We start from the raw sequence: 22721 nt of genomic DNA, 5'->3' as shown, positions 1-22721 counted from the left end.
CCCGTCGATATCATCGTTAGGATGTAAGCTCATGGACCAGCGTTTCGTACGCGATATTCTTGCCGGTAAAACCTATTTTATTCGCACATTCGGCTGCCAGATGAATCAGCATGACTCCGAGCGCGTGAGCGGTTTGCTCGATTCCTATGGCTGTCTTATGGCGCTCGATCCGGAGCATGCCGATATTGTCGTATTCATGACATGCTGTGTGCGCGAGGCTGCCGATACGCGCCTGTACGGTCAGTGCAATTCCTGCAAGAGTCTTCCTCCTTCTCCTTCGGGTAAGCGTGTGGTCGCCGTGGGTGGCTGCATCGCTCAGCGCGATGGCGAGGGCTTGCTCACCAACGTCGATAACGTCAACGTTATTTTTGGTACGCATTCGATTGCGCACGTGGCGGAGCTTATCGCCGAGGCGTTTATGGATGGCAAGCGCCATATCCGCACGAATGAGCATGAAGATACGGACGCCATGAGTATGCCGTGGCATCGCGAGACGCAGTATCATGCATGGGTGCCCATCATGACGGGCTGCAACAACTTCTGCACGTACTGCATCGTGCCGTACGTCCGTGGTCGCGAGAAGAGCCGCCCCTTCGAGGAGATTGTCGACGAGGTGACGGGTCTGGTGCGTCAGGGTGTGCGCGAGATTACGCTGCTGGGACAAAACGTTAACTCCTACGGTCGCGATCTCTTTGGCAAGCCGCGCTTTGCCGACCTGCTGCGCGCCGTGGGTGATACGGGCGTCGAGCGTATCTTCTTTACTTCTTCGCACCCCAAGGATTTGCTTCCCGAGACCATCGATGCTATGGCCGAGACACCTGCCGTTATGCCGCAGCTTCACCTAGCCGTTCAGTCGGGTTCCACGCGTATCCTTAAAGAGATGAATCGTCGGTACACGCGCGAGGATTATCTGGGCCTGGTCGATCGCATTCGTAACCGTATGCCCGAAATTGCGCTTTCGACCGACATCATCGTGGGCTTCCCGGGCGAGACCGAGCAAGACTTTGAGCAGACGCTCTCGCTTGCCGAGACGGTTCGCTATGCCCAGGCCTACACGTTTATTTACTCCAAGCGCGCCGGTACCCCGGCAGCTGAGATTTATGATCCCACCCCGCATGAGGTTATCCTTGAGCGCTTTAACCGTCTGGTCAAGGTTATCGAGACGACGGCATATGAGTATAACCAGGGCGAGCTTCACACCGTGGTACCTGCGCTTATTGAGGGCACGAGCAAGAAAAACGACGCTGTCCTTCTTGGTAAAAGTCCTAAGAACCAGACAGTGCATGCGCCGATTCCCGCTGGTTATAGTATCGATCAGCTTATCGGCAAAATCGTCGACGTCGATGTGGATGTCGCCAAGACGTGGTATCTGTCTGGCTCCGTTGTGGGTGAGCCTCGCTAATGGTTTCCCCCGGCACAAACCTTTCTGCCGTAGCGATCGTCGGTCCGACGGCGGTCGGCAAGAGTGATGTTGCCGACCGCCTGGCCTCTCGTCTGTCGTCTGAAGTGTTATCGTGTGACGCGATGCAAATCTATCGCGGTATGGATATCGGTACGGCCAAGATGATGCCCGAGGAGTGCTCGGTGCCCCTGCGTCTTGTCGATATCGTGGACCCGGGCGTCGCGTATTCTGCTGCGCTCTATCAGTCTGATGCCCGGGCGCATATCGAGCGTTTGCTTGGTGAGCAACGGCTTCCGGTCTTTTGCGGCGGCACGGGCTTGTATCTTAAGGCTGCACTCGATGAAATGGATTTTCCTTCGGGAGAGCTCGAGGACGAACGCCGCGCGGGTTATCAGGAGCTTGCCGAGCGTATTGGCGAGAAAGCTATGCATGCCCTGCTTGCCGAGCGTGATCCGGAATCGGCTGCCGTGATTCATCCCCATAACGTGCGCCGCGTGATCCGTGCGCTCGAGATGCACGATGACGGTGTGTCGTATGCCCAGCAGAAGTCTAAATTCAGCGTTCCACGTGAGCGTTATCATGCCTTGTGGTTTGGTCTGACGCGTAGCCGTGAAGTGCTGTATGAGCGCATTAACCTGCGTGTCGACCTTATGTTTGAGCAGGGGCTGGTCGATGAGGTCCGTGGCCTTATGGACCAGGGCCTGGGTGATGCACTCACGTCGATGCAGGCAATCGGTTACAAAGAGATTATTGATGCCTTGCGAGGCGCTATTACCATGGATGAGGCTCGCGAGCTTATCAAGATGCGCTCACGTCGCTATGCCAAGCGCCAACTTTCCTGGTTTAAGCGGGACGACCGCATCGTGTGGTTCGATATGGATGAGTTTACGATCGATGAGGTCGTCGATGATATCTACCGTCGTATCGAGGCTGCCTAATGGCACGTTTTCCCTTGGTTCCCACGGCGCCTGAACCTGAGCGTGCCGTCTTGGTTGGTGTTGAGTGGCGCGATAACGCCTGGCCGCTCGACCGTTCGCTCGACGAGCTCGAGCGCTTGGCTCACACTGCTGGAGCCCAATGCGTGGCACGCTTGTCTCAGCGTCTGGTTAAACCTTATCCCAAATCGTTTATCGGCTCCGGTAAGGTCGAGGAGCTATGCGGTTTGGTGCATCGTATGGATGCGGATGTTGTAATCTTCGACGACGACTTGACTCCTTCACAGCAGTCCTATCTTGAGAAAGCCGTGGGCGAACCGGTCAAGATTATTGACCGCACGGCGTTGATTTTGGATATCTTTGGCCTGCATGCTCAGACGCGTGAGGGTCGCTTACAGGTGCAGCTGGCTCAGTTACAGTATCTGCTGCCCCGTCTGCGAGGTATGTGGAGCCACCTTGCTAAGGAACAGACGCGTGGCGGCATTGGATCGCGTTTTGGCCAGGGCGAAAGCCAGCTCGAGGTCGACCGTCGCCTGATTCGCGATAAGATCGCAGCTCTTCGACGCGAATTGAAACAGGTTGAACAACGTCGTGATGTGCAATCGAAAAGCCGTATTGAATCTCCGGCGTTTCGCGTAGCGTTGGCTGGCTACACCAATGCCGGTAAGTCGACGTTGCTTAATCGATTGACGGGATCCACGGTACTTTCGCAGGATAAGCTGTTTGCCACGCTCGATCCTACGACGCGTTCGTATCGTTTACCCGGTGGCCGTGGCATGACGATCACTGATACCGTTGGCTTTATTCAAAAACTGCCCCATGGCCTGGTCGACGCGTTTAAATCTACGCTTTCCGAGGTGCTCGGCGCCGATTTGGTTCTTAAAGTTGTGGATGCTTCCGATGAGGATTACGAGCGTCAGCTTGAGGCGGTTGATCGTGTCCTTGACGAGATTGGTGCCGGTGAGCGCCTGACGCTTACCGTGTTCAATAAAATCGATCTGCTCGATAGCGTCGACCGCTTGAGCTTTCGCCGGCGCTATCCCGAGGCGGTATTGTTCTCGGCTCAGACGGGTGAGGGCCTTGATGACTTAGTCGATCGCATCGCTCGTGAAGCGGCCGCTACGGACGTGTTGCTCTCGGCCGATATCCCGTATCGAGAGGGCGCGTTAATCACGCTTGTGCACGAACAGGGAACCCTTCTGCACGAGGAATACCTCGAGGACGGCGTTCGTATTGTGGCAAAGCTTCCAGCCCGTATCGCACCGCGTCTCGAGCGTTATCGAACAGAGTAAATCAGCTCCAGTACACCCAAGATAACCGGTTGATGCAGCAGGTAGAACGGCAGCGCATGGCGCCCGAGACTTGCGAGCGCCGGGATGGGATTCGCATAGGCCCATCCCGGCGCCTCATAGTTTGCTTCCTGAGTCGTGTGGGCGGCAAAGAAGCCTGCAAGGTACATAAATACGAATGGTATGACTGGATAGTAATCACCAGAGACAAAGTTTGGACTTGGGAAACCCAGCCAAGCTAAATAGGGGATAGGATAAACCGTTTTAGGAATGCTCCAGGTAAGGGTAAAAAGTGTGAGGCAAATTGCTATACCCCATACCGACGGCACTTTAACGATCACCGGACGCGCGAGCGCGACAATGGCGGTGCAGGCCGCCATGCAGAACATGATGCCGAAGTTCACCGAGTCATCGACTGAGACGAGCGTCGTCGCGACCCATACGACAAAAGCGGCAGCGGCATATTTGACGGCACGCTTGATGTTGTTGCGCGAGAGGGTGCACATCCAGCCGGCAATAAACAAAAATACCCAACTGATGCTGGCACGCCAGATGTCTTGGAAGATGGTCTGAGTAAACCAGGGCATATCCCAACCATAAAGATAGGCAAGATCGTAGCAAGCATGAAATCCTGCCATCGACAGCATGGTAAATCCGCGAATGGTATCAAAGACCGTGATGCGGTTTTGCATTACGAGAACCGGCGCATCAATCCAACGACCTTGCCCAGGATCGTCGGATTTGTCGCATAGATGGGCTCCATGGTGTCGTTTTCGGGCTGCAAGCGAACTCGTCCCTGCTCCTTGTAGAACGTTTTGACCGTTGCGGAGCCATCGATCATGGCCACAACGATCTCGCCATTCATGGCACTCTTCTGTTCGCGAACGATGATATAGTCGCCGTTAAGGATACCGACGTTAATCATCGAATTGCCGTGGACCTCGAGGATAAAAGACCCCTGGTCCGTTGCGATCTCGGTCGGGATGGTAAAGGTGTCCTCGATATTTTGCTCGGCAAGGATGGGGATCCCTGCGGCGACACGGCCCACGAGGGGTAGCGATACGGTTCCGCGGGGTGCCGTGGGCTCATCGGACTTTGAGATGGAGACGGAGGCTCCGTCCTCGTCAAAGAGCTCTAGGGCACGAGGCTTGGTGGCGTCACGTTTGAGCAGGCCGCGTGCTTCCAGTGCGGAGAGATGTGCATGTACGGTGCTAGGGGAGGAAAGACCCACAGCCGAAGCCATCTCACGCACGCTGGGCGGATAGCCCTTTTCCTGCTGATACTCCTTGATGAAGTCGTAAATCTGCTGCTGTCGCTTGGTAATTTTGCGAGCCATCAGGGATTCCTCTCTACCTAACCCAAACAAATGTTCTATGTTTGCTTGACAGGAACAACTGTTCGAAGATAATAATAACCGAACACTCGTTCCCGCGCTAGACTTTTTTGTCCTCGCGGCTTGATAAAACAGTTCTCGTCAAAAACGCGAGAGGAGAACATGATGAATGCAACGGATATGGTCCAGGGAAACCTCGCCCTTAAGCTCGAGACGCCTGCGGCGCCGGCTTTCACGGTTGTCAAAGGCGGCCGATCTGGTTTTCAAACACTGCCTGGCAAGCCCGTCCGAAGCCAGTGCGTCGCCACGACTTCGGCCCCCGTTGCTCTGAAGGCCTCGACGATTGTCGCCCTGGCCGTTGCGCTCACGCTCTTCTTTGTACTTGCTACCTCGATCTTCAGCGCTCGTCACGCCGCATATGCCGAGTCCGCATCTAACGTTACCTATGAGACCGTCCGTGTTCAGTCTGGCGATTCCCTGTGGTCGCTTGCTCAGGAGCATTCCGTCGACGGTCTTTCTACGCAGGAGACTTCTGACATGATTCGCAGTGTCAATCATCTGGAGCATGGGTCACTCGATGCGAATGACGTTCTTAAAGTTCCTGCGCGTTCGTAAGATTTAAACTCCGGCACATGGTACCCTTGTTATCGTTTTGGAGGTGGTACCATGCGCTGTCCCAGATGCGGCAATGCACATACCCGTGTTGTCGATTCCCGTATGCAGGAATCTAATAACACCATTAAACGCCGTCGTGAATGTTGTTCGTGCAACTATCGCTTCACAACATTCGAGCGATGCGAAGACCCCATCGAGGTCATCAAATCTGACGGGTCAAAGCAGCGGTTCGATCGCAATAAGCTGCTGGTCGGCTTAATGCGCGCTACGATTAAGCGCGACATCGACACGAAAAAGCTCAATGAGCTCATCGATGACATCGAGGTGGAGCTGCGTTCCCGTACGCTGACGGCTGTTACGTCCCACGACCTGGGCGACATGGTGCTTAAGCGCCTGGCCAAGATCGACAAGGTGGCTTACATTCGCTTTGCCTCGGTCTATCGCGATTTCAAAGACATCGATGAGTTTTTGCAAGAACTCGACAAGCTAAGGTGATTTTATGTCCAACATTACAGTCAACATTAAGCGTCTCGACCCTACGATCGAGCTTCCCAAATACGCCCATCCCTCAGATGCCGGTTTGGACCTCCGTGCCAATGAGGACTGTACCCTTAAGCCCTTCGAGCGACGCTTGGTCTCTACTGGCCTTGCGATCGCGCTGCCCGATGGATACGCTGGCTTCGTTCAGCCTCGCAGTGGCCTGGCTATTAAGCAGGGGCTGTCTATAGTCAACACGCCCGGTCTTATAGACGCCCACTATCGAGGTGAGCTTAAAGTCATCCTTATCAACCTGGATCCATCCAATGAAATCCAGATCAACAAGGGTGACCGAATCGCTCAACTCGTCATCCAAGAAGTTCCTACGGTCAATCTCGTGGAGGTAGACGAACTAGACGAAACCGACCGAGGAGCCGGCGGTTTCGGTTCTAGCGGCGTATTGTAATGTCCGCTCACCCGTGGGTGGCCCCTATATATCATTCCATGCTCAAACATTCTCGCGGGGGCGCTCGTATCCCTCCCGCCCGCCTCTCACACATATCATTCCATGCTCAAACATTCTCGCTTCGCTGCGAAACTGCGCGCGGGACGATATGTATGGGGCTCAGGCGAAAGGGCTACATGCTTGAGATATAACAATCTTTCTAGTAAGCCAATGCGACAAAGGAACAGTCCCTTTGTCGCATTGGCTTACTACATTTGAATTTTCCGGTTTCGCCTTTGCAGATTCTAATGGTGGGGAATCTGGTATAGCTGCTAATACGTAAACGCAGCTTGCCTGCGGGAGGCCCCTATATATCGTCCCGCGCGCAGTTTCGCAGCGAAGCGAGAATGTTTGAGCACGGGATGATATATAGGGGCCTCCCGCAGGCAAGCGGACAGTCCAATGCTAGCGGATATGCGCGGGTTTTCCGCCCCAGTAGAAGCGGCAGAAGGCTCGTTTGCGCTTTTGGGGCTTGCCTGCAAGCTCCATGGTTGCGATGGCGATGTCCTCGGCCGCGTGTGGACGGCGTAACACTTCGCCATTGATGAGCAGTGCCTTGAGCGACTCGGGATGATCGTGGAGATGGCGCAGCGTCACAATGAGCTCGCGTGCGGTGGTGACATGCATGCTGGCGCCCAAGTCGGTGAGCATGGTGGTGTTGGCCTTTTCCTGGCCATAGGACTTGCCCAGCAGAATCATCGGCAGGTGTGCACACAGGCATTCGGTAACAGTGAGTCCGCCCGATTTGAGAATTGCCAGATCGCAGCCGTGCATGAGCGCTGCCATGTCATCGACATAGTCAAGAACCGTGACGTTTTCGAGTTTCATGGCTTCGAAGAGCGTTTTCAGGCGCGTGGCGTATTCCGTGTCCTTGCCCGGCAAAAAGACAAAGTGCATGTCCTCGAAGCTACGGAGGAAGGGGAGGGTTTGGTCCATCGCCGCGCGAAAGCGAACGTACGGTTGAGGCAAACTGGCGCCGGCCATTACCAGCACAATGGTCTTGTCGGTAGGGAGTTTGAACTTCTCGAGTTCTTCCTCACGACTGTAATCCGTGTCAAATCCAGCGCGAATAGGGATGCCCGTAATGCGTATCTTTGCCTCGGGAACCTTGCGTGGGCGGAGCGTCTCGGCCATAAACTCGTTTGCCACGCAGAATAAGTCAGTGTCCTTATGGGGCCACCAGCCCTCGACCTCGTAATCGGTCGGCACGCAAATGACGGGATAGTCGATGCCCGTAATGACGCGCGCACCAACCGCAACGTTGGCTGCCGTGATATGTGTGGCGACCACGGCAATAGGCCTACGAGTGCGAACGTATTCGTTAAATGCGGGGAACATAATGCGCGACCATGCCGTGCCGCCGCCCCAAAGCAGGTGTCCGGTAAGGGTATATCGCCAGGTCAAGTCATAAATTGGGCGCGTGGCGCCGGTAAACGATGCGGCCGTTTTGTTGCCGTCGAATTTTATGCGTCCAAAATCGAGGATATCCAAGACCTCAATCTCGACATCCTGCGGTATGCCCTTGGTGCCGCGTATAAGCTCGAATGCTTGTGCGATAGCGTTTGCTGCCGCTTTGTGTCCCGAACCAACCGATGCGTGGACAATGGTCACTAAGGGCTTTTGTCCGGGTGACGGCATCAATTGTTCCGATTGGGGGGCGCTTTGCGTGGGCAGGGGAGCGTCATTGCCCATCTGCGTTTGATCCATCGATAACTCCCCTTCATCGTTGTTTCGCAAAGAATCATTGTAGTGCATGACTGTCATGTTCTCCTAAATTTGGGTATGAGCGCAAAGAACGCCAATGTTTCGATGAGAGGACACTCCATGACTACCAATCAACCGATCGATGTTGCGATTATCGGCGGCGGCCCAGCGGGCTATGCTGCAGCCATTTATGCTGCGCGATCCAATCTAACGACGACCGTGATTGAGCAAGGCATGTCGGGAGGACAGATCGCCACAACCAATGAGGTCGAAAACTATCCGGGCATTCCGCTCTTGAGCGGTGCCGAACTCGGCGAGCGTTTTCAGCAACATGCAGAGGGCCTGGGAGCACAGGTTGCATGGAGCATGGTTACGGGTATCGATTACGATGCGGATGCGGCGCTGTTTACGGTGCATCACGATACGGGCGATACGCTGGCCTCGAGTGTTATCGCTTGCATGGGCGCCACGCCGCGCTCTGCTGGCTTTATCGGCGAGGATACGTATCGCGGTCGCGGCGTTTCGTATTGTGCGACGTGCGATGGCATGTTCTTTCGTGGCAAACAGGTCTTTGTCATTGGCGGCGGTAATGCTGCCTGCGAGGAAGCCCTGTTCTTATCAGAAATTGCCAGCAGCGTGACCATCGTCTTGCGCCGCGATCAGTTCCGTGCTCCCGATGGCGTGGTTCAAAAGGTACTCGCTAAAGATAATATTTCGGTTAGGTACCAAACTAGTATTGTGGAGCTATCGGGCGAGGCCATGCCTACAACTATCACGTTTAAGGACAACGCCACCGGTGATACCTATTCCGAGTCCTTCGATCCAGGTTCGTTTGGCATCTTTGTCTTTGCCGGAACGCAGCCCCATACCGAGCTTGTACAGCATCTGGTGGATCTGGCGCCTGACGGCGGTATCGTTACCGACGACTCGATGGCCACGCGCACGCCGGGCTTGTTTGCTGCCGGCGATATCCGTTCCAAGCGTTTACGCCAGGTTGTGACCGCCGTTTCGGACGGAGCCATAGCGGCAACCAGCGCATACGCCTTCTTACGAGGATAAGTACGATAATATTTCTTATGTAAGGTTGCTATCTTTTTGCAAAGTGGTTGGACGGTGCGCCAATGTGCTGTCCAACCACTTTTACTTAGCGGCTATGTGGTATGCAAAACTAGATAATCTAGAATACAATATAGAAAACGAACGGAGGCCTCTTATGAACCACGTCAAACATGTTATCCCGATGTCCGATACATCGGTCAGCATTAAGCCGGAGGATATTCAGCCGACGGTGCTGCCGGATGCATTTATTCAGTCCGATATGGCGGGTAAACTCAATGCGTTGAGCCTGCCACGCTATGACCAGCTGCCCAACGTAACGCTCTATCGCGATCAGGTTATTGAATATGTTGCACTGTGGATGGAGCCGCTTTCGATTTGCGTAGAGCAGCCCGTTATTACGCCTTCGATGATCAATAACTACGTAAAGGTCGGCCTCGTTCCTGCTCCGGTTAAAAAGCAGTATGGCCGTGAGCAGATTGCGCGTCTCATCGCCATTTGTATCTTTAAGCAGGTGCTGCCCATCGCTGCGGTTCAGGCGCTCTTTAATATTCAGCGCTTGAGCTACGACGCTCCGACGGCCTTCGATTATGTAGTCGATCAACTTGAGGCATCGATTCGTGCGGCTTTTTCCCTTGAGCAGACTCCCGTGCCCGATACCGCACATCAGGTTACGCGCGAGTCATTGCTCGTACGCAGTGCGGTTTCGTCCTTTGTATCGAAGGCGTACCTGATGAGCTACCTCAAGTTCAATGGGTTTAATAGCTAGGCGACGTATAACGCGGGCGGGACAAAGAGCCATCAGTCACTTTGTCCCGCCCGCGTTTTTGCTTGGTTGAGCTTTATTGGCCCGAAGCCACGCCCATGCCGTAGCCGATGATGAGACCATGCATCTCGGCGTAATAGGAATCTAGGCCGTTGCAGGGCATGATGATAGTCTTGGAGCCCGGCCAGTGCTCCACAATGCGGTCGGCAAGCGCCTGGGCTCCAGCTTCGTTCTCAACGTGATCGATGATGACCTCGCCGCCCGTGAAACCCTCGGCCTCCATGGTGTCGACAATCTTGGTGAGCATCTTCTTTTCGCCACGCGTATGCCCAACGAGTTCAATTTCGCCCGCTTCGCTCGCCGTGCCCAAAATGCGGATGTTGAGCTTGTTGGCAATAACACCGGCCGCCTTAGGGATACGTCCGGCCTTCGCAAGGTTTTCGTAATTGCATAAACTAAAGAGGATCTTGCTGTTCTGCTCCAAGCTATCGAAGTAGGCGCAGGCTTCCTCAAAGGAGGCATCCGGTTTACTTGCAAGATAGCGATCAAACAGTAAGAAGATCAGGTCCATCTTGCCGCCTGCTGCGCGCGAATTAACCAGGTGAATCTTACGATTGGGCTCTTCGGCAAGCACCATGTCACGCGCAGTGGCCGCGGCATTGTAGCTTCCCGAGACGCCCTCGGAGATGGGCATGCAGATCGTCTTGTCGGCGAGCTTAAAGAGCTCAGCCCACTCCCCTACGCTTGGGCAGGAGCTCGATGATGCGCTGGATTCCGATTGAATGGCAACATTAAGCTCGTGAACATCGAGCGAGAGATCGTCGACAAATTCACGCTCCCCCACTCGGATCTTAAGGGGTGCAAATGCAAAGGTGGTATGAGGTGCGGTTGGTTGCCAATCGCGAAGATTGCAGCTCGAATCTGAGATGAGTGCCCAGCTCATTGAGGGTCCTTTCTAGTTGTTCCTCAACAATTATAGCTATCTTTTGGACAGATGCTGCGCATATCTAGTATTCAAAACTAGATTGTAGTTTACACACAAAATGGGCGGTCGAGATAAAACAATGGACCTCGCTCCCAAAGGATACGAGGTCCATTTTCGTTAGCTGAGTTAAAACACTTAATAGCGAACGAAAATATAATTGTTGTTCATGCCAGCGGCAACGGAGCTGATGATAACGCCCGTGCTGTAGTCGGAAGCATGGATCATCTGGCCGTTACCAATGTAGATGCCGGTGTGGTAAGAGTTAACAACGACGTCGCCCGGCTGAGGATCAGAAACACGGGGCCAACCCATGAAGGTGCCGGTAGTGCCCAGGCGGCAGTAGCGGCCGGTGAGGCAGTAGCTTACAAAGCCGGAGCAGTCAAAGCTGTTCGGGCCAATGCCGCCCCATGAATAAGCGCAACCAAGCTTGCTATAAGCGCGAGAGACAACGCTGCCGCCGTCAACGGACTGGCTCGGCGCGGAAGGGGCCGGTGCCGGGGCGGGCGTCGAGGGCTGCGGCGTGGGAGCAGGAGCGGGCGCGGGCGCAGGCGTGTTGCCGCCGCCGTTGTTGGTCGTACCGCCACCATTGTTGGTGTTCTCGGTCGTACCGGCGGTGTCGTTGCTCACCGTGGCCTTTTCGGCGGTGCTGGCATTTATGCCAGCCTGCAGCGCGGCGTTCGCCTCGGCCTCGGCGGCAAGCTCGGCCTGCAGCTGTGAATCAAGGGAGTTCACGACACTCTGGGCCTCAGCCTGCTGGGCGTTGAGTTCGTCGACCTTCTTCTGCGTCGCGGCGACGTTCTTCTCCTGCTCGGCCTGCTTATCGGTGAGCTGCTGCTTAAGGTTCTTGACCTCCTGAATGGTCTGGGCCTGCTTGTCGGAAACCTTGCCGTAGTAGAACAAACGGTTGAGCATATCGCCCAGATCGTCGACGCCCGTCAGAACCTGAAGGAGACTCAGACCGCCGGTCTTGTACTCACCGGCAACGTAGCTCGAAAGCTTTGCCTGGCCCTCGGCAATCTCTTGCTGCTTTTGCGTGATCTCGCCTGCAGTCTGATCAAGCTCCTGCGTCTGAGCGGAGAGTTCTTCATGAATTTGCTGGGTTTGCGTACCGATCTGCTCGAGTTTGGTACGAGCGGCGGCAAGATCGGACGCGGTATCGGCATAGGCAGGAGCCGCGAGGCCCAAGCCCAAAACACAAGCGAGGGTTGCCGTAGCAGCGCAGCGTGCCATGTTTTTGTGCGTGTTTGCTGTGCGCATGGAGCTTCCTTTCCGGTATCTAAGGGTAGCGGCTAGTCCACCGTTACCAGGCTAAAGAGCTCAACGTCCTCGTTAGAAGGCGTGAGCTTCTTGCGCGGATTAAGAAACGCAAGCTCAAGGATACAACCATAACCTACGAGCTTTGCGCCCATATCTCGCACCAGTTTACCTGTTGCCTCGACGGTTCCGCCCGTCGCGACCAAGTCGTCCAGAATCAACACGGTATCTTTAGAGCTGATGGCATCAACGTGAATCTCAATCGAATCGGTTCCATATTCGAGCTCGTATTCCTGGCTAACGGTCTTACGTGGCAGTTTTCCCGGTTTACGTGCAGGAACAAAGCCGGCACCCAGGGCGACGGCCACGGGCACACCGACCATAAAGCCGCGAGCCTCGGGTCCTACAACCTTAGTGATGCCCATGCCGGAGAAATGCTCCGCTAGCGCGTCGACCATGGCTTTAAGCGCTTCGGGATTGCTAAAGAGCGGCGTGATGTCCTTAAAGACGACTCCGGGCTCGGGATAGTCGGGGATGTCGACGATGTGAGATTCGAAGTCGTACATGGTGTGACCTTTCATGGGAGGCTGGTTTGTAGAAGCGTTTATTTGTCCGCGCTGGCGGTGCCGGTGTGCGAGGGGGCGACAACCTTAAGCGGCTGCACGAGGGATTCCTCGCGCACGGGGACCGCGGAGGCAGATGCCTCTTCGCTTTTGGCCTTGGTTGATTCGGAGCGTGCGATTTCCTCATCGAGGGCATCGATATCGGCGTCCTCGACTACGGCGTTGAGTGACTCAAATACGCGGTTCTTGAGCAGCGCAGTATGCACGCCCTCGGTGAGGTCATGTAACTTCTTAAACGCGCGTTCGAGCTTGGCATCGCGTTCGTCATCGGAGGTGTCCATGCCAAGCATACTCACGAGCACTTGCTCGAACATCGAAGACTCGCGGTTGGCGGATGATACGTACTGACGAAGGTTTCGCGGCTCGATATGAAAGCGTGACAGCTCAGAACAGTAGCGGATAATCGGAAAATCGCGCCCGTCGACGAGCTCGCGGTTCTGCGGACTCTTGATAATGCGAATAAGGTCGTTTTCGGCCAAGGAGCGAATAAACGAGATCTCGACGCCCAACATATCCGGAATGGTCTCGATGGGATGCAGTTTCTGCTTGGTTTCCTTTGGTTCCGTCTTGAGCGGAACGTCGGACAGCAGGCCCACCTCGTAGGCAAGCGTGGAGAGATCTGTAGCGTTTTCCAGACGTTGCTTGATCACGTTGAGCGGCATGTAGCGAGTCTTCTGCAGATGCAGAATGACCTCTAGACGGTCAACGTCCTCCTTGGAGTATTGGCGATACCCCTTTGGCGTACGATGAGGGGTGATGAGCCCCTCATCTTCTAGAAATCTAATTTTTGAGTTCGAAAGATCGGGGTATGCGCCTCGAAGTAAATTGACGACTTGGCCGATACTCAGATAGTTGCGTTCGGCCATGCCCTACTCACCGGTTTCGATGCGCTCCGGCGTGCTCTCGTGGTAGATGAGCGTGAACGTACCGATCTGGACGGAAGATCCGTCGTGCAGCGGGGCGGCATTGACGATAGCGCCGTCAACCCACGTGCCGTTGAGCGAGCCTAAGTCCTCGATGCGAGCGGCCAGACCCTCGCGAATAATGCGTGCGTGGCTACGCGATACGGTCATGTCATTGAGGAAAATGCCGTTTGCCGGATCGCGGCCAATGGTGGTCACATCATCCTCGAGTTCAAAGGCAGCACCGGTCTGCGGCCCCTTGACAATAGACAGAACGGGGGCAGTGATGCGAACGTTCGCCATAAGATCGGGAACGGTAACGTCGCTCGAAGGCACACGGAAGACGCAGGTAGCGTCGGCAGTCTTATCGTTTTGAGGCATATTGTTAACCATGTTGTCCATGACAACCCCTAACTTAACGCGGACATGCCGCAAAGAATGAACTGTACGTAATAATACCCCAATGGCTTAGTCTTCGATTTCGGGGTTAAGAAAGTCGACGTCTTCGTCCTCTGGATGCGCAACAGCCTGTTTAATGGCCGCTCCGCCCTTAATGGAATAGATGACAGCGGTGAGCATGGAAAAGATGACGCCGCCATACACAAAAAAGATGCCGAGCGGTACCGAGCTGCCGTTGAGGCCCGGGAAGGCCGTGAACGTGGCGGGCAGCAGATGCCAGCCGTCCACAACGGGAAAGCCCAGCAGCATGAGCGAGAAGCCGGTCATGAGCAGCGCCGTGGCAATCTTGCCGGGAAACACTACGTCGATGGGGCGGCGGTGGTAGTGGCGCACGATGAGCGTGCCGATGCCCAGGTAGATATCGCGCCCAATGATGAGCACGCAGACCCAGATGGGAAGCTCGCCGCGAACCACGAGGCCTAAAACGCCAGTAAATAGCAGCGCACGGTCGCAGATGGGATCCATAACCTTGCCAAGCCACGAGACCGTTTTAGTCATGCGGGCAATCTGACCGTCCATCCAGTCGGTGGAAGCCGCGATGGCATAGATGACAATGGCGACGACACGGTTGTTGTCCGTCACAAACAGGTACAGGAAGACCAGCGTGAGGACCAGGCGCGTGAAGGTAATGAAATTGGAGATCGTGAAAATCTTATTCGACGGGTAATCGGAGGTGCCGATAAGCTCCTTTTTGATCTTCTTTTTGATGCCCACAGGACTCCCCCGCTGGTAAACGACAAAACTCTCGATACTATACCCGTTCTGGCGATGTCTATCCAGCGTAAGCATAGAGAGTCCAGACATGTGGAGGACGGTATCGGCCGGGATGTTTATCGCTTTTGTGTACATCAGCCCCCAAAGATGCCAAAAAATAACGGCGCTGGTGAGGTGCTCTTCGCGTCAAGTCACTTTGCTTTCGAGCGCAAGGGACGCTCGAGCCAGGATGGAGAGGGCGAAAGCTACACCCTCACCGACCTCGACGGGGTCAATCGCATCGACTGCAAAAGCGGCTTCGGGTTCTACGCAGAGCCGAGGGCCGAGTCACAGTGGGCAGCAGCAAAGCGTGGTCCTGGACCTTCGCCAACGTTTCGCTGCGCAAGCTCTTTGAAGCATCGCTTGCGACGGGAAACCCGATAAGGTGGAGCTAGAGATGGCGGCGTTCACCTTTTGGTTCCACCCGCCAGCACCTCCCCTCTTGATACTGCAAGGGTTTCATTGTGGTGATAGACCGACACCGTTCATCGTTGTTTCGGGCTCGTTCGCAAAGTCGTGAACGCACTCCCCTCTTGTTCAGCGCATAATGGCGCACCGTATGCGGCTGAGCGGCCGCACGCTAAAGGAGAGGTGCCCGCATGGGCATCGAGAGAGAGGATGCAGTATGAACCTGAGGGAAAAGTACGGTGAGTGGGGCCTGATCCTGGGCGCGACCGAGGGCGTCGGCAAGGCGTTCTGCGAGAAGATCGCCGCCGGCGGCATGAATGTCGTCATGGTCGGCCGTCGCGAGGAGAAGCTGAACGTGCTCGCCGGCGAGATCCGTGAGACCTACGGCGTGGAGACCAAGGTCGTGCGCGCCGACTTTAGCCAGCCCGACGCTGCCGAGACCGTCTTCGCCGCGACCGAGGGCCTGGACATGGGCTTCATGAGCTACGTGGCCTGCCTGCACAGCTTCGGCAAGATCCAGGACACTCCCTGGGAGAAGCACGAGGCCATGATCAACGTCAACGTCGTGACCTTCCTCAAGTGCTTCCACCACTACATGCGGATCTTTGCCGCCCAGGACCGCGGCGCCGTGATCAACGTCTCGTCGATGACCGGCATCAGCTCCAGCCCCTGGAACGGCCAGTACGGCGCGGGCAAGGCCTTCATCCTCAAGATGACCGAGGCCGTGGCCTGCGAGTGCGAGGGCACCGGTGTCGACGTCGAGGTCATCACCCTCGGCACCACCCTAACCCCCAGCCTGCTGTCCAACCTCCCCGGCGGCCCGCAGGGCGAGGCCGTCATGAAGATCGCCCTCACCCCCGAGGAGTGCGTCGACGAGGCCTTTGAGAAGCTGGGTAAGGAGCTCTCCGTCATCGCCGGCCAGCGCAACAAGGACTCCGTCCACGACTGGAAGGCCAACCACACCGAGGACGAGTACATCCGCTACATGGGCTCGTTCTACCGCGACTAGTGGCTGCCGCGGCGCGTGCGCGAGGGCACGTGCGGGTTCGCAGGTAGAGATGCGAGTGCGAGGGTTTCTTTGCGGGGGCGTGCGGATGCGGCGCCTGCGAGGGAACCCTCTTTTCGTGGGTGGGCGCGACGGTATCTCTGCGCTCATCGTCGAGGGCGACCTGCCCGGCTCCCTCGCGATCTCCCCGCACGGGACCCCGCGCCCCGGCATCCTCTGGACCGTGTCCCGCTTGTGCCCAGTGGCTCGGCCGATCCGGCCCTCAGGGTATCGGATTCCCGCATTCATCCGTACTTGTTCGGATGAATGCGGGAGGTGTTCGGATGAGGTTGATATTCAAGGTGTAGACCTTTTTCTTGGTACTCCTCAAATGCGGCAGGGTTTTCGAGTTTATAGATGCTAATATAACCCTGCTCTCGAAAGAGGGCTCAGTCCCGGCTGGTAAACCTGACGTTTGGCGTGGTGTGCGTGACACGCATAGCGGGCATGGCCGCGATAGAATTTTCCATGCGGAGGGGTTCGACCCCACAGCGCCCCGAGGGTTTCGGGGGGCGAACTGGCAGGCAGGGAACCGGGGTGCAGGCTGTCCAGAAGGAGGGGTGTAATGCCTCTTCTTCTTTTTTGCCACATCAATCTTCTGGCTTGATAGGTTTTTCGTGCGTGTGATTGGGTTGCGGAAGGGATTGGCATGAGAGTTGCGGAAATTGCGGAAAGGGTCGGTTGCGATCCTGAGTCTGCGTATGCGAAATTCGCCGACACACGTGAAGGCACACGCTTTCACAACATGCAGTGGCCCATTTTCGTCACCGACGAAAACTATCGCTCGTTTTGCAAGGCGCTGGCAGATTATGCCAACTCAGAGGAAGGCCCCCAAAGCAACGGCCGCCATGAATTGTTCCTGAGCGTGCACGAGCTGTTCGAAAAGGGCAACGAGATCGGCGGCGCCCCAAAAAAGCGCCACTACAACTTGGACAAATCGTTCATAGGCACGGACGAGGCAAATCTCATGCTGCTCAAAGCGGCGCATAAGGGAATGACCCAGCAAGCGATCGCCGCGTACCTGGGCTGCTCGCGCACGGCGGTGCAAAAACGCCTGAGCGCCCTGGCAGGCGGCGTGCGTTTTGGCGACTCCTACATCAAGGCCGAGCCGACAAGCCGCGGCGGCCTGAAGTCGACGGCTCACCCGATCTTCCTGCCGCTGCGATTGCATGAGGTGTACCTGATGCTGTCGGCATTAGGCGAGTTTCGAGCGGAACGGTCAGGCGGGGACCCAGAGCGCGTCTTGGCCGATGATCTCGCTGGCAGAATCTATTCCCAGCTGAGCGACTACGCCAAGGGCGGAATCGACAAAGCGTTGGATGAGCGAGGGGTTCGCCTCGCTGGGCTAAGGCCCGACTTCGACTCAAGCAAGGGCGTGGACGATTCGGATCGTATCGTTATGTATGAGAAGATGGGTCTCAATCTTAAAGTCGGGCTTGTAAATGGAGATGTGCTCGTCGGCTGCTTCGCGCACCACGCCGATCTTCAGAAATGCGTAAACGCCGCCGAAATAAGCAAAGACGGCAGCTATATCGTGTTTAAACTTTTGGATGGCAGATACTGGGCGGTCGACGATTCTCAAGTATTTAGCGTGGTGGCCGCATCCGGGAATTAAGTTGCGGCCAAGCCCCTCGCCCGCCCTCCCAGGCGGTGCTGCTGCGGCCGATTTCATGTTTGCTTACAGGCGAAACAGCCGCCCTTGCGTTTTTCTAAACGCAACCTCTTCGTGCGCTCGTAAAAAATCGAATCGATAAAAACTGGCAACAACCCTTCTGAACGGGTATCCTTTCGCAGGATGCGCCTCGAACAGCGCTTTCTGCCTGCGCGATTTCGTGCATGGCCGTCCTTTTCGTTCTATTTCTTAAAATGACAATCTCAGGTTTTCACGCCTTTTCGGCTTCAGACTGTATGCTGCAATCAGCTCGAGCGACCGAAGCCCATCACAACACCGAAAGGCGTGAACCATGAAGTACAACGAGAAGCGCAACAACGCCTCAGCCCGTCACCCCGAGACTGCACCCTCGATCATCAACTTCGCGTACGGTAGCAACCTTGATATCCATCAAGTTGAAACCCGCTGCCCCGGCGCGGTGCTGCTGGGCCAAGCGACCCTGAACGGCTATGAACTGGCGTTCGACACCGCCGGATACCTCACCATCACCAAGCGCGAGGGGTCGCATGTGCAAGGCGCGCTGTGGGCGCTCGATAGCTCTCACGTGGCGTCTCTCGACCGCTACGAAGGCATTGCATCTGGTTGTTACCGCAAGGAAACGGTGACCGTTGGGCGCGAAGGCGATGTGGTTCCCGCAACCCTTGAGGCGATGGTCTACATCTCTGAGCGCACCCCGCTGCGCAGGTACACCGAAAAGTACGATTACATCGACCGCGTGGTCGAAGCCGGCCGCGTGATGCAGCTTGATGAGGCAACCTTGGCGCAGATGTCCGACATGCGCGCCGACAGCCTGGACCGCTTGCGCGCGCAAGAAGAGTCGGCGGCGTATGGCGCAGCCAAGATCGACCTCCCCGCTGCACGCGAATACGCCGACTTCGTGTGCGGTGAAGGTCACCAGATCGCCGATTGCACATGCCGTTACACCGGTTACTACGCACGCCGTTTCCCCCGTGGCCTTCAGCAGCATGGACGCATCCTGCGCTCTAAGCGCTACCAGGTGATGGAAGCGAGTGAGGCCACCTTCTGCGGGTCTCACCGCATCTACTTGTCAATCAAGACCCCAGGCGAGTTCGGTTACAAGATCGACGTCCCCGAAGGGTTCCGCGCGGTGCGCAGCAGCGACCCCGCGCTGCGGGCAGACCTTAGCTACTCCCTTACGCTGGATGAGTTCGAAAGGCAGCGCAAAGCCCTGCTGCGCACCCTGCTCGACTGGTGCAACAGCCTGCCTGAGTTTGACGTGCACAACTTTAATCGCCCCTCTGGCCCGGCGTTCGACGCGCGCGAACACGTCGTAGGCACCCGCGTGCATGCGGAAACTCCGTACTTTGCATATGGCTTTGACATCAGCCATGACCGCATTGCTAAAAAACTTGAGAGCGGCCACCACGTTTATGCAGTCAAGGCGAAGCTCTATGGCTACACGCTGGCGTGCGACGCGAAGGGCCGTCCCACCATCACGCGCAAGGATGAGTCGTTTGTGGAAGGCGTGCTGTGGCATGGTCTCACGCGGGGTGAGGTCCAGGCGCTGGACAAAGCGAACGGCGTGCAGTACGGCACCTATGCAAAAGCCGGCGTTACGGTGAAGATTGAGGGCGAACCCACTGCGAGGGAAGAGAACGCATTCGTGTACATCTCTCAGCGAACCCCGCTTTCTGCAGTTACGAAAGACATCGAGGCGTTTGGCGCAATGCGCGACGAAGCCATCGCTCTGGAAATGGAGCGCGCCACCGTGGCGTGCATCGACGCCATTCTGCGTGCAAGCGGATGCCCCTGCGTGCAGCCCGAAGCCCCTGCGGCAGAAATCGCAGCCCTGGGCATCACAGAGCTCACGTCCGAGCAAACCATGAAGTGCATGCTGTTCGTGTGCCCGAAGTGCTTTAAGCCCTTGAGCGAATGCGAATGCGGCAAGCGCCCTGATCACCTGGTAGCGATCGACCACGAGCTGCAGCCCCATGTGCGCATACTGAACGATAAGGGTTATAAAACGCAGTTCTGCTGTGCCGGGCATGCAGACAGCGGTTGCCACGGTTACCTGAGCTTCGGACGCCGCTTCCGCGCACTAGAAGAGATATGCGGCGGTCAGCTGCCCAACGAGTCTCTTACGGAGGCGCCGCAACGCATTCGCAGCACGCGCCATGTAGCGCTGAACCTGCCCGGCGCCCCCGAAAGCTATGACGTGTACCTGGACAACAGGGGTTACGTCATTCGCTTTGAGCCGCGCCGCGGTGTGAGGCGTGAACAGTTCGTGCAAGACAAGCCCGCTATGTTGAGCGCATTGCTGCAGTGGTGCGAGTCTCTCCCGCAGCGCGAATAGCCTGCAAGCCGTCTGAACTGGTAAGAATCGCCAAGCGCGTGGGTCGATGTTCGAATCCTGACCCGCGACTTCCGAGCCCCCTTCTAGTCCCAAGCCCCGATCCTCAAGCCCTCAGCCCTGCCCCTCAATGCGCCCTTGAGCGTGCGCATGCGGCGTCTATGAAGTTCCTCCAGCGCTTCGGGGCGTTCTCGACGATGAAGTCGATGACGGTGGCGAGCTCGCCCTAGTCGAGCCCGCGCCGACGCACTCTCTTGAGGTCGCACGAGAATGACGGCGCGAACGCCGCCCTGAGCCGCACGCTCACGCCGTCGCCTAGGACTTCGCCGGCATGGCGGCCCAGATGGCGGACTCTGGGGCGATTACGCCGCAGGTGCCCGCAGCGATGGCCGGTGGCACCGTAGCGGTGTCGGCTTAATACCCGCGGCGTTAGCTTTTTGGAGCGCAGTGCCTTGTTTCGGCAGGCACGGAAGCCTTCCTCTCGCTGCCGAAAGAAATCGAAAAAGTATCGCGGCCCTTGGGCGGTGTCGGTGTTCCGTGCGAACGTGCGGGGAATTAGTGAAGCAGGGCGGGACAGTTGGCTTGGATGTCGTAGCCGCAGTAGCTAGGCACAGGTAGGTGATTTTCGCGTATGTAGAAAAATTTAGGCTAGATAGACTACAAATGTGGAATCAAAACGAATCAGTGAATTCAACAAATATGGAAAGAAAGTGAAGGGGGGATCCATTAAAACCGAGATTCTACAAAAGTGCAGGTAGAAGGGCGTGTCTTTATTGGCTAAAAAACAGCCGGTGATTCCCTGATGATTCCTGATAAAAAAAGGTCAGGCACTAGGTGCCTGACCTGCAAACTTCTGGTCGGGACGACTGGATTCGAACCAGCGACCCCTTGACCCCCAGTCAAGTGCGCTACCAAGCTGCGCCACGTCCCGAAGCTTTTGTTTGTTGCTCTGCTCTCGCTTGCAACAGGGAGTATAGTAACCCGAAACTTTGTCCTTGTGCAAGAACTTTTTTACAAATTTTGAAGCAAGTCTAAAATTGTATCTGCGAGCTGGGGTTTTGTTAGTACGGGAAGTTCTTGCGTGCCCGCTGTACTCACTATCCAGGCCTTGTTGGTATCGGTCCCAAAGCCCGAATCGGCGCGCGAGACATCGTTGGCGATAATGGCATCGCAACCCTTGCGCACGAGTTTGCGCTGCGCGTACTCCACGACGTTATCGGTCTCGGCCGCAAAGCCGATCACACGGCGATCGCCCTTTTGGCGTGAGAGTTCGGCCAGGATGTCAACGGTCTCGACGAGCTCAATTCGATCCAGGCGCTCGTTGGCCTTTTTGAGTTTATGGTCCGCCGGGGCCGCAGGCGTGTAGTCGGCGACGGCGGCGGCACAAATGGCCGCGTCGGCCGTCTGGAAGGCGCTCAGCGCAGCCTGGAGCATTTCCGCGGCGGTTTGTACGCGCACGCACGCTACACCGCGGGGAACGTCGAGCGATGTCGGTCCCAGCACGAGCGTGACGGCGGCACCGCGGCGCGCGGCCTCCCCCGCCAGGGCGATACCCATCTTGCCCGATGAACGGTTGCCAATGAAGCGCACGGGGTCGATCGGCTCGTGCGTGGGGCCGGCGGTGATCACGATGCGCTTGCCCACAAGGTCCTGAGGGGCGGGGTCGAGCAGCTTGCAGACGGCCTCGACGATGTCCTCTGGCTCGCTCATGCGTCCCGTGTCCACATCGCCGCAGGCAAGGTAGCCGCTACCCGGACCCACAACGTGAACGCCGCGCTCGCGCAGCGTGGTCATGTTGGCCTGCGTGGCCGGCGCCTTCCACATGCCATTGTTCATGGCCGGCGCGACCACGATAGGACGCGGCGTGGCAAGCAGCGTAGTGGAGATGAGGTCATCGGCGATGCCGTTGACCATCTTGGCGATGATATTGGCCGTCGCGGGCGCCACGACCACCAAGTCGGGCTCCTGCGCCAGCGAGATATGGTGGATGGGGTCGGAGGGGTCGTCGAACAGACCCACGGCGACCGGCTCGCCCGTGAGCGCGCGAAAGGTGAGCGGGCCCACAAACTCCGTGGCATGCTCGCTCATAACGACCTTGACGCGGGCGCCGCGCTTTTGCAGCAGGCGCACGATATTGCACGACTTATAGGCGGCGATCCCGCCGGTAATGCCCAACAGGATCGTTTTTCCCTCAAGTTGCATTGAATTGTCGGGTGCCGTCGTCATT

21 protein-coding genes and 1 tRNA gene are annotated in these 22721 nt (G+C 56.7%); 11 read left to right on the top strand and 11 right to left on the bottom strand.

Annotation, left to right across the window (positions count from 1 at the left end; translation table 11 throughout):
- Positions 1–31: 31 nt before the first annotated feature.
- From miaB to hflX, 3 genes are read left to right on the top strand one after another with little or no spacing between them, the layout of a single operon-like run.
- Positions 32–1402: a tRNA (N6-isopentenyl adenosine(37)-C2)-methylthiotransferase MiaB gene (gene miaB, locus ACTQXI_RS02180; protein ID WP_441067716.1), complete on the top strand. Its 1371-nt coding sequence runs from the start codon at positions 32–34 to the stop codon at positions 1400–1402.
- Positions 1402–2340, top strand: a complete 939-nt coding sequence (gene miaA / locus ACTQXI_RS02175) for a tRNA (adenosine(37)-N6)-dimethylallyltransferase MiaA (protein ID WP_441548240.1) — start codon at positions 1402–1404, stop codon at positions 2338–2340. The genes miaB and miaA overlap by 1 nt, the downstream gene beginning before the upstream one ends.
- Positions 2340–3629: a GTPase HflX gene (gene hflX, locus ACTQXI_RS02170; protein ID WP_427748031.1), complete on the top strand. Its 1290-nt coding sequence runs from the start codon at positions 2340–2342 to the stop codon at positions 3627–3629. Before miaA ends, hflX begins: the two co-directional genes overlap by 1 nt.
- Here the strand turns inward: hflX and ACTQXI_RS02165 are convergent.
- Together ACTQXI_RS02165 and lexA are read right to left on the bottom strand one after the other, a co-directional pair.
- Positions 3614–4318, bottom strand: coding sequence for a heparan-alpha-glucosaminide N-acetyltransferase (locus ACTQXI_RS02165; protein WP_441548239.1), 705 nt, complete (start codon positions 4316–4318; stop codon positions 3614–3616). The two genes, hflX and ACTQXI_RS02165, sit on opposite strands and share 16 nt — an antisense overlap.
- On the bottom strand, positions 4318–4962 hold the full coding sequence (gene lexA, locus ACTQXI_RS02160; RefSeq protein ID WP_427717464.1) for a transcriptional repressor LexA: 645 nt from the start codon (positions 4960–4962) through the stop codon (positions 4318–4320). The genes ACTQXI_RS02165 and lexA overlap by 1 nt, the downstream gene beginning before the upstream one ends.
- Positions 4963–5124: 162 nt before the next feature.
- On the opposite strand from lexA, the gene ACTQXI_RS02155 reads away from it, so the two are divergent.
- From ACTQXI_RS02155 to dut, 3 genes are read left to right on the top strand one after another with little or no spacing between them, the layout of a single operon-like run.
- Positions 5125–5574: a LysM peptidoglycan-binding domain-containing protein gene (locus ACTQXI_RS02155; RefSeq protein ID WP_441548238.1), complete on the top strand. Its 450-nt coding sequence runs from the start codon at positions 5125–5127 to the stop codon at positions 5572–5574.
- A gap of 51 nt (positions 5575–5625) precedes the next feature.
- Positions 5626–6069, top strand: coding sequence for a transcriptional regulator NrdR (gene nrdR, locus ACTQXI_RS02150; protein WP_154516361.1), 444 nt, complete (start codon positions 5626–5628; stop codon positions 6067–6069).
- A gap of 4 nt (positions 6070–6073) precedes the next feature.
- Complete coding sequence (gene dut / locus ACTQXI_RS02145) at positions 6074–6517, top strand: dUTP diphosphatase (protein WP_441537847.1); 444 nt, start codon at positions 6074–6076, stop codon at positions 6515–6517.
- Between the two features lie 444 nt (positions 6518–6961).
- Here dut and ACTQXI_RS02140 read toward each other — a convergent pair whose 3' ends face one another.
- A complete protein-coding gene (locus ACTQXI_RS02140; protein WP_441548237.1) occupies positions 6962–8263 on the bottom strand; it encodes an MGDG synthase family glycosyltransferase in 1302 nt (433 codons plus the stop codon).
- 117 nt (positions 8264–8380) lie between these two features.
- On the opposite strand from ACTQXI_RS02140, the gene ACTQXI_RS02135 reads away from it, so the two are divergent.
- Together ACTQXI_RS02135 and ACTQXI_RS02130 are read left to right on the top strand one after the other, a co-directional pair.
- Positions 8381–9319, top strand: a complete 939-nt coding sequence (locus ACTQXI_RS02135; RefSeq protein ID WP_441548236.1) for an NAD(P)/FAD-dependent oxidoreductase — start codon at positions 8381–8383, stop codon at positions 9317–9319.
- Between the two features lie 154 nt (positions 9320–9473).
- Complete coding sequence (locus tag ACTQXI_RS02130) at positions 9474–10085, top strand: DUF1836 domain-containing protein (protein WP_441063552.1); 612 nt, start codon at positions 9474–9476, stop codon at positions 10083–10085.
- Between the two features lie 73 nt (positions 10086–10158).
- On the opposite strand, the gene ACTQXI_RS02125 is transcribed toward ACTQXI_RS02130, so the two are convergent.
- The 6 genes from ACTQXI_RS02125 to ACTQXI_RS02100 form a co-directional block, all read right to left on the bottom strand.
- Entirely contained in the window at positions 10159–11025 is an 867-nt protein-coding gene (locus ACTQXI_RS02125) for a DegV family protein (RefSeq protein ID WP_441069232.1), read from the bottom strand.
- A gap of 177 nt (positions 11026–11202) precedes the next feature.
- Positions 11203–12297: a coiled-coil domain-containing protein gene (locus ACTQXI_RS02120; protein ID WP_441548235.1), complete on the bottom strand. Its 1095-nt coding sequence runs from the start codon at positions 12295–12297 to the stop codon at positions 11203–11205.
- 59 nt (positions 12298–12356) lie between these two features.
- Positions 12357–12887, bottom strand: a complete 531-nt coding sequence (locus ACTQXI_RS02115) for an adenine phosphoribosyltransferase (RefSeq protein ID WP_195838556.1) — start codon at positions 12885–12887, stop codon at positions 12357–12359.
- Between the two features lie 38 nt (positions 12888–12925).
- Entirely contained in the window at positions 12926–13810 is an 885-nt protein-coding gene (ftsR, locus tag ACTQXI_RS02110; RefSeq protein WP_154516382.1) for a transcriptional regulator FtsR, read from the bottom strand.
- Positions 13811–13813: 3 nt separating this feature from the next.
- Positions 13814–14248: an FHA domain-containing protein gene (locus ACTQXI_RS02105; protein ID WP_195838557.1), complete on the bottom strand. Its 435-nt coding sequence runs from the start codon at positions 14246–14248 to the stop codon at positions 13814–13816.
- Between the two features lie 66 nt (positions 14249–14314).
- A complete protein-coding gene (locus ACTQXI_RS02100; RefSeq protein WP_441536134.1) occupies positions 14315–15019 on the bottom strand; it encodes a CDP-alcohol phosphatidyltransferase family protein in 705 nt (234 codons plus the stop codon).
- 664 nt (positions 15020–15683) lie between these two features.
- Between ACTQXI_RS02100 and ACTQXI_RS02095 the strand changes: the two genes are divergently transcribed.
- The 3 genes from ACTQXI_RS02095 to ACTQXI_RS02085 all read left to right on the top strand — a co-directional run bounded on the left by ACTQXI_RS02095 (position 15684) and on the right by ACTQXI_RS02085 (position 20497).
- Positions 15684–16475: a 7beta-hydroxysteroid dehydrogenase gene (locus tag ACTQXI_RS02095; RefSeq protein ID WP_154516391.1), complete on the top strand. Its 792-nt coding sequence runs from the start codon at positions 15684–15686 to the stop codon at positions 16473–16475.
- A gap of 685 nt (positions 16476–17160) precedes the next feature.
- Positions 17161–18126, top strand: a complete 966-nt coding sequence (locus ACTQXI_RS02090; RefSeq protein WP_441548234.1) for a hypothetical protein — start codon at positions 17161–17163, stop codon at positions 18124–18126.
- A 349-nt stretch (positions 18127–18475) separates the two neighbouring features.
- The gene (locus ACTQXI_RS02085; RefSeq protein WP_441548233.1) at positions 18476–20497 is read left to right on the top strand and encodes a gamma-glutamylcyclotransferase family protein; all 2022 of its coding nucleotides are present in this window, start codon (positions 18476–18478) and stop codon (positions 20495–20497) included.
- An 851-nt stretch (positions 20498–21348) separates the two neighbouring features.
- Here the strand turns inward: ACTQXI_RS02085 and ACTQXI_RS02080 are convergent.
- Positions 21349–21425, bottom strand: a tRNA-Pro gene (locus ACTQXI_RS02080).
- An 80-nt stretch (positions 21426–21505) separates the two neighbouring features.
- A complete protein-coding gene (gene coaBC / locus ACTQXI_RS02075; protein ID WP_441548232.1) occupies positions 21506–22720 on the bottom strand; it encodes a bifunctional phosphopantothenoylcysteine decarboxylase/phosphopantothenate--cysteine ligase CoaBC in 1215 nt (404 codons plus the stop codon).
- Position 22721 lies beyond the last annotated feature (1 nt).

Origin of the sequence: Collinsella sp. LCP19S3_C9 (genome assembly GCF_052121575.1) — a bacterium.
Taxonomy (GTDB): domain Bacteria; phylum Actinomycetota; class Coriobacteriia; order Coriobacteriales; family Coriobacteriaceae; genus Collinsella.
Note: the sequence above shows the minus strand (reverse complement) of the source record. Positions and strands in the feature narration are given on the sequence as shown.

Coding starts and splice junctions, on each gene's coding strand:
- miaB (WP_441067716.1), top strand. CDS start 32: ATGGACCAGCGTTTCGTACGCGATATTCTTGCCGGTAAAACCTATTTT.
- miaA (WP_441548240.1), top strand. CDS start 1,402: ATGGTTTCCCCCGGCACAAACCTTTCTGCCGTAGCGATCGTCGGTCCG.
- hflX (WP_427748031.1), top strand. CDS start 2,340: ATGGCACGTTTTCCCTTGGTTCCCACGGCGCCTGAACCTGAGCGTGCC.
- ACTQXI_RS02165 (WP_441548239.1), bottom strand. CDS start 4,318: ATGCAAAACCGCATCACGGTCTTTGATACCATTCGCGGATTTACCATG.
- lexA (WP_427717464.1), bottom strand. CDS start 4,962: ATGGCTCGCAAAATTACCAAGCGACAGCAGCAGATTTACGACTTCATC.
- ACTQXI_RS02155 (WP_441548238.1), top strand. CDS start 5,125: ATGAATGCAACGGATATGGTCCAGGGAAACCTCGCCCTTAAGCTCGAG.
- nrdR (WP_154516361.1), top strand. CDS start 5,626: ATGCGCTGTCCCAGATGCGGCAATGCACATACCCGTGTTGTCGATTCC.
- dut (WP_441537847.1), top strand. CDS start 6,074: ATGTCCAACATTACAGTCAACATTAAGCGTCTCGACCCTACGATCGAG.
- ACTQXI_RS02140 (WP_441548237.1), bottom strand. CDS start 8,263: ATGGATCAAACGCAGATGGGCAATGACGCTCCCCTGCCCACGCAAAGC.
- ACTQXI_RS02135 (WP_441548236.1), top strand. CDS start 8,381: ATGACTACCAATCAACCGATCGATGTTGCGATTATCGGCGGCGGCCCA.
- ACTQXI_RS02130 (WP_441063552.1), top strand. CDS start 9,474: ATGAACCACGTCAAACATGTTATCCCGATGTCCGATACATCGGTCAGC.
- ACTQXI_RS02125 (WP_441069232.1), bottom strand. CDS start 11,025: ATGAGCTGGGCACTCATCTCAGATTCGAGCTGCAATCTTCGCGATTGG.
- ACTQXI_RS02120 (WP_441548235.1), bottom strand. CDS start 12,297: ATGGCACGCTGCGCTGCTACGGCAACCCTCGCTTGTGTTTTGGGCTTG.
- ACTQXI_RS02115 (WP_195838556.1), bottom strand. CDS start 12,887: ATGTACGACTTCGAATCTCACATCGTCGACATCCCCGACTATCCCGAG.
- ftsR (WP_154516382.1), bottom strand. CDS start 13,810: ATGGCCGAACGCAACTATCTGAGTATCGGCCAAGTCGTCAATTTACTT.
- ACTQXI_RS02105 (WP_195838557.1), bottom strand. CDS start 14,248: ATGGACAACATGGTTAACAATATGCCTCAAAACGATAAGACTGCCGAC.
- ACTQXI_RS02095 (WP_154516391.1), top strand. CDS start 15,684: ATGAACCTGAGGGAAAAGTACGGTGAGTGGGGCCTGATCCTGGGCGCG.
- ACTQXI_RS02090 (WP_441548234.1), top strand. CDS start 17,161: ATGAGAGTTGCGGAAATTGCGGAAAGGGTCGGTTGCGATCCTGAGTCT.
- ACTQXI_RS02085 (WP_441548233.1), top strand. CDS start 18,476: ATGAAGTACAACGAGAAGCGCAACAACGCCTCAGCCCGTCACCCCGAG.
- coaBC (WP_441548232.1), bottom strand. CDS start 22,720: ATGACGACGGCACCCGACAATTCAATGCAACTTGAGGGAAAAACGATC.